Annotated in this window: 9 protein-coding genes; all 9 read left to right on the top strand. The window is 65.5% G+C overall.

Features of this window, described 5'->3' with window-relative positions:
• The coding region (locus tag VTU_RS27865) for a UTRA domain-containing protein (protein ID WP_010106459.1) at positions 1–449 on the top strand (449 nt) is incomplete at its 5' end.
• Complete coding sequence (locus VTU_RS0117240; protein WP_010106456.1) at positions 433–1164, top strand: DUF1045 domain-containing protein; 732 nt, start codon at positions 433–435, stop codon at positions 1162–1164. The genes VTU_RS27865 and VTU_RS0117240, both read left to right, overlap by 17 nt.
• Positions 1161–1724, top strand: a complete 564-nt coding sequence (gene phnN, locus VTU_RS0117235; RefSeq protein WP_010106454.1) for a phosphonate metabolism protein/1,5-bisphosphokinase (PRPP-forming) PhnN — start codon at positions 1161–1163, stop codon at positions 1722–1724. Before VTU_RS0117240 ends, phnN begins: the two co-directional genes overlap by 4 nt.
• A gap of 107 nt (positions 1725–1831) precedes the next feature.
• Positions 1832–2548 carry a septum site-determining protein MinC gene (minC, locus tag VTU_RS0117230; protein ID WP_010106452.1) on the top strand — a complete coding sequence of 239 codons (717 nt, stop codon included), beginning with the start codon at positions 1832–1834 and terminating at the stop codon, positions 2546–2548.
• Positions 2549–2605: 57 nt separating this feature from the next.
• Positions 2606–3424, top strand: coding sequence for a septum site-determining protein MinD (gene minD, locus VTU_RS0117225; RefSeq protein ID WP_010106450.1), 819 nt, complete (start codon positions 2606–2608; stop codon positions 3422–3424).
• A 3-nt stretch (positions 3425–3427) separates the two neighbouring features.
• Positions 3428–3694, top strand: coding sequence for a cell division topological specificity factor MinE (gene minE / locus VTU_RS0117220; protein WP_010106448.1), 267 nt, complete (start codon positions 3428–3430; stop codon positions 3692–3694).
• 238 nt (positions 3695–3932) lie between these two features.
• The gene (cas9, locus tag VTU_RS0117215; RefSeq protein ID WP_029554517.1) at positions 3933–7073 is read left to right on the top strand and encodes a type II CRISPR RNA-guided endonuclease Cas9; all 3141 of its coding nucleotides are present in this window, start codon (positions 3933–3935) and stop codon (positions 7071–7073) included.
• 5 nt (positions 7074–7078) lie between these two features.
• A complete protein-coding gene (gene cas1 / locus VTU_RS0117210; protein WP_010106444.1) occupies positions 7079–8008 on the top strand; it encodes a type II CRISPR-associated endonuclease Cas1 in 930 nt (309 codons plus the stop codon).
• A 19-nt stretch (positions 8009–8027) separates the two neighbouring features.
• Positions 8028–8354 carry a CRISPR-associated endonuclease Cas2 gene (cas2, locus tag VTU_RS0117205; protein ID WP_010106443.1) on the top strand — a complete coding sequence of 109 codons (327 nt, stop codon included), beginning with the start codon at positions 8028–8030 and terminating at the stop codon, positions 8352–8354.
• The last annotated feature ends 295 nt before the right edge of the window (positions 8355–8649 follow it).

Here is an 8649-nt window from a genome sequence, read left to right as displayed (position 1 = left end):
GCAGCCTGGTGCTGCTGCACGCGCAGACGGTGCGCGCCAGCGCGGCGCTGGCCCGGGCCCTGCAGGTGCCCGCGCGCAGTCCGCTGCTGGCGCTGCGCGTCATGGGCGAGGCCGAGGGGCGGCCGCTGCATCTGAGCGAGCGCTGGTTTCCGCTGCCGCGCTTCGAAGGGCTGGCCGCGGTGGTGCGCGAAACCGGCTCCATCACCGCCGGGTTTCGCGCGCACGGCGTGAGCGACTACACGCGCCGCGAAAGCCGCATCACCGCCGAACTGCCCGACGCCGCGCTCGCCGCCGGTCTGCGCCAGCCCGCCACCCGCCCGGTGCTCCTGGTCGAGAGCCTGAACGTCGATCCGGAAGGCCGCCCCATCGAATGGGCGCGCGCCTGGTTTGCCGGCGATCGCGTGAAACTGAACATCCAGCATGGGGAACACGATGAGCGCACTGCCTGAGGCATCCGCCACGGCGCACCGCTACGCGGTGTATTTCGCCCCCCGGCCCGGCAGCCCGGGCTGGCTTGCCGGCAGCCGCTGGCTCGGCCGCTGCGCCGCCACGCGGCAGGCCATGCCGCAACCGGAAATCGACGGCGTGGCGGCGGCGGACCTGCACCGGCTCACCGCCGCACCGCGCCGCTACGGCTGGCACGCCACGCTCAAGGCGCCGTTCGCGCTGGCGCCGGGAATCGACCGGGCCGCGCTGCACCAGGCCGTGCAGGCGCTGGCGCGCAGCCTGCGGCCCTTTGATCTGCCGCCGCTGGAGGTGGCGCGCATGGACGACTTTCTGGCGCTGCTGCCAACGCCTGCGCAGCCCGCGAACGCCGCCATCGACGCGCTCGCTGCGGCCTGCGTCACGCAACTGCAGCCGCTGGCCGCGCCGTTGTCCGACGCGGATCTGGCGCGCCGGCGCCGCGCCGCGCTCACGCCCCGGCAGGACGAACTGCTGCAGCGCTGGGGCTATCCCTTCGTGCTCGGAGAATTCCGCTTCCACCTGTCGCTCACCGGCAGCTTGCGGCAGGCGGACCGCCAGACCCAGGCCCTGCTGCAGGACGCCGCGCGGGCGTTCTTCGGCAAGCTGCCCGCGCAGCCGTTCGACGGCCTGGCGCTCTTCGCCGAACCCGCGCCGGGCGCGGACTTCGTGCTGCTCGATTGGCTGGAGTTGGGCGCATGACGGCGCGGCTGGTCTACTTCATGGGCCCTTCGGGCGCGGGCAAGGACAGCCTGCTCGACTGGCTGCGCGCGCATCTGCCCGCAGCGCACGCATTGCATTGGGCGCGGCGCACCATCAGCCGCGTGGCGACGCCCGGCGCCGAGGCGCACGAAAGCGTCTCGCCCAAAGCCTTCGCGGCCCTGCTCCGCGCGCAGGCGTTCGCGCTGCACTGGCAGGCCAACGGACTGGGCTACGGCGTGCGGCACGCACAGCTGGACCCGCTGGCCGCCGGCCAATGGGTGCTGCTCAACGGTTCGCGCGCGCACCTGCCCGCTGCGCTGGTGCGCTTTCCGCACCTGCTGGCGGTGCACATCAGCGCCAGCCCGGAGCGGCTGCGCGAGCGCCTGCTGGCGCGCGGCCGCGAGACACCCGACGCGGTCGAAGACCGGGTGCAGCGAGCGCTGCAATTCAGGCCGCCCGCGGGCAGCGCCAGCATCGAACTGCACAACGACGGCAGCCTGGACGACGTGGGCCAGCGGCTGCTGAGCGCGCTCAGGCAGCACCCCGGCTGGCCCGGATAGCGCACCGGCAGGTAAACCGGCTGCGCGGCAGGCCCGGCGCGGCACGATACACTTTGCACCTGCTGACTGAAACCCGGATCCCGAGCGCCCCTTGCCCCACCCCATTCATGGTCCCTACCACGCCGGCCCAGGCCCGCACCTGCTTTGACCTGAAAAGCGCCTCTCTGCCCGTGGTGGCCGTGGTGCTCAAGACCACCGACTTCGCGCTGCTTGCAGCCGATCTGGCCGGGCGCGTCGCCGACGCCCCGGGGTTTTTCGACAATGACCCGGTGCTGATCGACCTGGCCCCGGTGCGGGATTCCCGGGAACCCATCGATTTCGCTGCCATCATGGCCCTGCTGCGCAGCCACGGGACCCTGCCGGTGGCGGTGCGCGGCGGCAACCCCGCGCAGTTGGAGGCCGCGCGCGCCGCAGGCCTGGGCGCCGTACCCGAGGCGCCGCCCGCGCGCGCCGAAGCGCCCGCGGCCATGCCCGAGTTACCCGCGTCCGACCCCGGCACCATGGTGCTCGACAAGCCGCTGCGCTCGGGCCAGCAGGTGTACGCGCGCGGCGCCGACCTCGTCGTGCTGGCCATGGTCAGTTTTGGCGCCGAAGTCATTGCCGACGGCAACATCCACGTGTACGCCCCGCTGCGCGGTCGCGCCCTCGCCGGCGCGCGCGGCAACACCGGGGCGCGCATCTTCTCCACCTGCATGGAGCCGCAGCTCGTGTCCATCGCCGGCATCTACCGCACATCCGAGACCGCGCTGCCCGCGAATGTCGCGGGTCGGGCGGCCCAGGTGCGGCTCGAGGGCGAGAAGATCATCGTCGAGCCCCTGGCCTGAGCCCCCGTTCGCCCCGTTCACCGCAACGCAATCCAAACCACAGAGAACCAGCAACAAATGGCCAAAATCGTCGTCGTGACCTCCGGCAAGGGTGGCGTGGGCAAGACCACCACCAGTGCCAGCTTTGCCACCGGCCTCGCCCTGCGCGGCCACAAGACCGCGGTGATCGACTTCGACGTTGGCCTGCGCAACCTCGACCTGATCATGGGCTGCGAACGCCGCGTGGTGTATGACTTCATCAACGTGATCCATGGCGAGGCCAACCTGAACCAGTCGCTGATCAAGGACAAGCAGTGCGACAAGCTGTTCGTGCTGGCCGCCAGCCAGACCCGCGACAAGGACGCGCTCACGCAGGACGGCGTCGGGAAGGTGCTCCAGGATCTGGCCGCGATGGACTTTGAATACATCGTCTGCGATTCGCCCGCCGGAATCGAAAGCGGCGCCCTCATGGCCATGCATTTCGCCGACGAGGCGCTGCTGGTCACGAACCCCGAAGTCTCCTCGGTGCGCGACTCGGACCGCATCCTGGGAATGCTCGGCAGCAAGACCCGGCGCGCGATCGACGGCGCCGATCCGGTCAAGGAGCACCTGCTGATCACGCGCTACAACCCCAGCCGCGTCGCTGACGGACAGATGCTGAGCCTGCAGGACATCCAGGACATTCTGCGCATCAAGCTCATCGGCGTGATTCCCGAGTCCCCGGTGGTGCTGCAGTCGTCCAACCAGGGAAGCCCCGCGATTCATGCGCAGGGAACGGACGTGTCCGAGGCCTACAAGGACGTGATCGACCGCTTCCTGGGCGCCACCGACAAGCCCATGCGCTTCGTCGATGCCGAAAAATCCGGTCTCTTCAAACGCCTGTTCGGAGGCAGGTGAGCCATGGGTCGCCTGCTTTCCTTCCTGCTCGGCGAAAAGAAGAAGACCGCTTCTGTCGCCAAAGAGCGTCTGCAATTCATCCTGGCGCACGAGCGCAACGGCCGCAACGGCCCCGAACCCGACTACCTGCCCGCGCTACAGCGCGAACTGGTGGCCGTGATATCCAAGTACGTGAAGATCAACCCGGATGACCTGAAGGTGCATGTGGAGCGCCAGGACAACCTGGAGGTGCTCGAAGTCAAGATCGAACTGCCGGACGCGGTGCGTTGAGGTTCTTTGGTGCAGGGGGGGGATTTGGTCTTGCCCTGTCGAGCGGCGCCAGGGGCTGTGGGGTATTGCTGAGACCGGCGGCCGATTGGGCTCCAAAAAGACGAAGACCCCGCCTGCGGGGTCTTCCATTTGGTGCATCTTTCTGCGTGTTAGCGTCCAGAGCGCATATCCCAGTGAAGTAATCGGTTGCGAGTATAGCACAATCCGCCGCTACGACTCAATATATCAAGGGGTGCAAATGGACGAGGCAAGTGTTTATCGCTTGGCGTTGGATCTGGGGTCAAGCTCGCTGGGGTGGGCTGTTTTGCGGTTGGATAGGTCTGGTGCGCCTACGGCCATCATCAAGGCTGGTTCCCGCATCTTCAGCGACGGCCGCAATCCCAAGGATGGCTCCTCGCTGGCGGTTACCCGCCGTGCTGCCCGTATCATGCGCCGCCGCCGGGACCGCTTGCTCAAGCGCAAGGCGCGCATGCACGATCAACTGATGCGCCATGGCTTTTTTCCTGCTGATGCGGCCGGGCGCAAGGTGCTGGAGCGGCTCAACCCCTACCAGCTGCGCGCCAAGGGCTTGCATCAGGCCTTGACCCCGGGTGAATTTGCCCGGGCGCTGTTTCACATCAACCAGCGCCGGGGTTTTCAAAGCAACCGCAAGACCGACCGCAAGGACAACGAGAGCGGTGCGCTCAAGCAGGCCATAAGCGAACTGCGTGCGCAGATCCACGACAGCGGCTGCGCCACGGTGGGCGAATGGTTCTGGAAGGAGCGCATGCAGCAAAAGCCCGAGGGCGTGCATCGCCAGGGAGTGCGGGCGCGCTACCGTGAAACGCCGTACACCACCGACGAGGGTCGGCAGCGCATCGACAAGCGCTACGACCTGTATGTGGACCGTGCCATGATCGAGCAGGAGTTTGATGCGCTGTGGGCCGTGCAGGCGGCGTTGCAGCCGGGCCTGTTCACCGACGCGGCCTGTAAGGAATTGAGATACACGCTGCTGTTCCAGCGCAAGCTGCGCCCCGTCAAACCCGGCCGCTGCACGCTGCTGCCTGAAGAAGAGCGGGCCCCGCTGGCCTTGCCCAGTACGCAGCGCTTTCGCATCTTGCAAGAGGTCAACCACCTGCGACTCTTGGACGAAGCACTGCGCGAAGTGCCGCTGACCCTGGCGCAGCGTGATGCGCTGGTCGCTGCGCTGGAGAGCCAGGGCAAACTGGGCTTTGCGCCAATGCGCAAGTTGCTCAAGCTCCCGGGAACGGTGAAGTTCAATCTGGAAGACGAAAAGCGCACCGAACTCAAAGGCAATGCCACCAGCGCCATCCTGGCCCGCAAGGATTTGTTTGGCCCGGCCTGGGCGGGGTTTGACGCAGCGCTGCAAGACGAGATCGTTTGGCAGCTTGTCAGCGAGGAGGGTGAGGGGCGCTTGATTGCCTGGCTGCAACAGCACACGGGAGTCGATGAGGCGCGCGCCGAAGCCATTGCCGACACCAGCCTGCCCGAGGGCTACGGCAGCCTGAGCCGCAAGGCGCTGGAGCGCATCGTGCCCGCGTTGCAGCGCGAGGTCTGTAGTTACGACAAGGCCGTGCAGGCGGCCGGTTTTGCACACCACAGCGACCTGGGCTTTGACTTCGAGCATTCCGGGGATGAGGTGCAGCAGGTCGGCGAACGCATCATTGCATCGACGGGCGAGGTCAGGCCGTTATTTGCCTTCAAGCAACTGCCGTACTACGGCAAGGCCCTGCAGCGCCATGTGGCCTTTGGCAGCGGCAAGCCCGAGGACCCCGAGGAAAAGCGCCACGGAAAAATCGCCAACCCCACGGTACATATCGGGCTGAACCAGGTACGCACGGTGGTCAATGCGCTGATCCGCCGCTATGGCCGCCCCAGCGAAGTGGTGGTGGAACTGGCGCGTGACCTGAAGCAAAGTCGCGAGCAGCAGCAGGAGACACAGCGCAAGCAGGCCGAAAACCAGCGGCGCAACACACGCATTCGGGAGCGCATTGCAGAAACCCTGGGCATCAGCCCCGAGCGTGTGCGCAGCAGCGATATCCAGAAATGGATCTTGTGGGAGGAACTGAGCTTTGACGTGGTCGACCGCCGCTGCCCCTACAGCGGCGAACAGATCAGCACCACCATGCTGCTGAGCCCGAAGGTGGAGATCGAGCATATCCTGCCGTTTTCGCAAACGCTGGACGACAGCCTGAACAACCGCACCGTGGCCCTGCGCGAGGCCAACCGCATCAAGCGCAACCGCACGCCCTGGGATGCGCGGGCTGACTTTGAAGCCCGGGGGTGGAGCTACGAGGGCATCTTGCACCGCGCCGAGCGCATGCCGCTGCGCAAGCGCTACCGCTTTGCGCCCGATGGCTACCAGCGTTGGCTGGGGGAGGACAAGGACTTTCTCGCGCGTGCGCTCAATGACACACGCTACCTCTCGCGGGTGGCCGCGAACTACCTGCGGTTGGTGTGCCCGAAACCGCAAGGGGTGCGGGTGATTCCGGGGCGGATGACGGCCATGCTGCGTGCCAAGTTCGGGCTCAACGACGTGCTGGGCCTGGACGGAGAAAAGAACCGCAACGACCACCGCCACCATGCGGTCGACGCCTGCGTGATCGGTGTTACCGACCAGGGCCTGATGCAGCGCTTTGCCCGCGCCAGCGCGCAGGCCCGTGAAGACGGCCTGACCCGGCTGGTGCAAGACATGCCCCTGCCCTGGCCCAGTTACCGCGACCATGTGGAGCGTGCCGTGCGCCATATCTGGGTAAGCCACAAACCAGACCATGGTTTTGAGGGCGCGATGATGGAAGAGACCGCCTACGGCATCCGCAAGGACGGCAGCATCAAGCCGCGGCGCAAGGCCGACGGCAGCGCAGGCCGCGAGGTCGTCAACCTTATCCGCATTACAGAATCTCGCCAGCCTGTGCGCCACGGTGTGGATTCCCAAGGCCAGCCCCTGCCGTACAAGGGCTATGTGGGCGGCAGCAACTACTGCATCGAGATCACGGCGAACGACCAGGGCAAGTGGGAGGGGGCAGTGATTTCGACATTTGAGGCCTACCGCATCGTGCGGGCATCCGGCTGGGGGCGGCTGCGCCATTGCTCCCATGGTCAGAACGGAAGGCCGTTGATGATGCGATTGATGATCGGGGACGCCGTCCGGTTGGCATTGGATGGAAGCGAAAAAACGATGCGTGTGGTCAAGATTTCTGCCAACGGGCAGGTGTTTCTTGTCGCGCCGAACGAAGCCAATGTGGACGCAAGGAACCGCGACAAGGCAGATCCCTTTGCTTATGTTTCCAAGAAGGCCGGATCATTTCAGTCTGCCAAAGCCCGCCAAGTCAGCATCTCTCCCATCGGCGAACTGCGCGATCCGGGCTTCAAAGGCTGACGGTCATGATTGGCCGCATCGTCGAAATCGCAGACGACCGGCGGCACCTCTTTGTCCATCGTGGCTTTATGGTGGTCAAAGATACGGAGGGTGAGCGCAAGGAACTGGGCCAAGTACCGTTGGACGATATCGCGGCCGTGGTCGCCAACGCACATGGCCTTACGTACACGAACAACCTGCTCGTGGCCCTGGCCGAACGCGGTACCCCCTTTGTGCTCTGCGGCCCCAACCATAACGCCATGGGCATGCTGCTATCACTCGATGGCCACCACGTGCAGGCCAAGCGCATAGAGGCGCAGATTGCAGCCAGCCTGCCCATGCACAAGCGCCTGTGGGCGGCAGTGGTCAAGTCCAAGTTGGAGCAACAAGCTGCAACCCTGGCGGCCGTAGCCGCACCCACGGCACCATTGCAGGCCCTGGTGGCCAAAGTCAGAAGTGGCGACCCGGACAATGTGGAGGGGCAGGGCGCGCGCCGTTACTGGGGCCTGCTGTTTGGTTCGGACTTTCGACGCGACCAAGACGGCGACGGATTGAATGCGCTGCTGAACTACGGCTACACCATCATGCGATCTGCTACCGCCCGCGCGGTGGTGGCTGCGGGCCTGCACCCCAGCATCGGGCTGCACCACAGCAACGACGCCAATGCGATGCGGCTGGTGGACGATTTGGTGGAGCCCTTTCGTCCCATGGTGGATCTGAAGGTATGGCAGTTGCACAAGGCCGGCGAGTCGCATGTCACGCCAGACACCAAGCGTGCCTTGGTGCGCGTGCTGCATGAGGACATGCAGACAGCAGCGGGCGTGACCCCGGTGATGGTGTGCGCGCAACGCCTGGCGACGTCTCTGGCGCAGGTGTACCTCGGCGACCGCCCCAAGCTGGACTTGCCCTTGCCGGGACTGCCACTCGCGCTGGCGGGCGGCTTCGAGCCCGATTGATCACCTTGCCTGCCACACCATGTTGTCCGGGTACCGACTCATGTGGATGGTGGTGATGTTCGACTTGCCGGTGGTAGAGAGAGCCGAACGCAAGGCAGCGACACAGTTTCGCAACACGTTGCTCGACATGGGCTTTGCAATGAGCCAGTTCAGCGTGTACATGCGGTTCTGCACCAGCCAGACCCAGGTGGATACCCTGTGCCGCGCAGTGGAGCACGCACTGCCTTCTGGTGGTAAGGTCCATGTCCTCCAGTTCACCGACAAGCAGTACGAGCGTGCCATCACCTACCGCGGGCGCAGCAAGCAACCCGCGCAAAAAGCACCAGAGCAGTTCGATCTTTTCTAGACCATGGCGCGAATTTTTTGCCGTCTGAGAACGAAATTTTCCTTAAAAATCAAGGGGTTAGCGCGGTGGCATTCTAGCTTACTGGGATATGCGCTCTGGCCGGAACTACCGAAACTGTCGCTCGCATGACTACTCCATTCTAGCTTACTGGGATATGCGCTCTGGCCGGAACGCCGGTTCTTTGCACACACACAAGCCCTGCATTCTAGCTTACTGGGATATGCGCTCTGGCCGGAACAAGACGCGTGTCGGGGCGTCAGTGCCGGTAATTCTAGCTTACTGGGATATGCGCTCT

The organism is Verminephrobacter aporrectodeae subsp. tuberculatae At4, from assembly GCF_000193225.1.
Taxonomy (GTDB): domain Bacteria; phylum Pseudomonadota; class Gammaproteobacteria; order Burkholderiales; family Burkholderiaceae_C; genus Acidovorax; species Acidovorax aporrectodeae.
The sequence above is the reverse complement of the archived record's forward strand: the minus strand, read 5'-3'. Positions and strand labels throughout refer to the sequence as shown.

Coding starts and splice junctions, on each gene's coding strand:
- cas9 (WP_029554517.1), top strand. CDS start 3,933: ATGGACGAGGCAAGTGTTTATCGCTTGGCGTTGGATCTGGGGTCAAGC.
- minC (WP_010106452.1), top strand. CDS start 1,832: ATGGTCCCTACCACGCCGGCCCAGGCCCGCACCTGCTTTGACCTGAAA.
- minD (WP_010106450.1), top strand. CDS start 2,606: ATGGCCAAAATCGTCGTCGTGACCTCCGGCAAGGGTGGCGTGGGCAAG.
- phnN (WP_010106454.1), top strand. CDS start 1,161: ATGACGGCGCGGCTGGTCTACTTCATGGGCCCTTCGGGCGCGGGCAAG.
- cas2 (WP_010106443.1), top strand. CDS start 8,028: ATGTTGTCCGGGTACCGACTCATGTGGATGGTGGTGATGTTCGACTTG.
- VTU_RS0117240 (WP_010106456.1), top strand. CDS start 433: ATGAGCGCACTGCCTGAGGCATCCGCCACGGCGCACCGCTACGCGGTG.
- cas1 (WP_010106444.1), top strand. CDS start 7,079: ATGATTGGCCGCATCGTCGAAATCGCAGACGACCGGCGGCACCTCTTT.
- minE (WP_010106448.1), top strand. CDS start 3,428: ATGGGTCGCCTGCTTTCCTTCCTGCTCGGCGAAAAGAAGAAGACCGCT.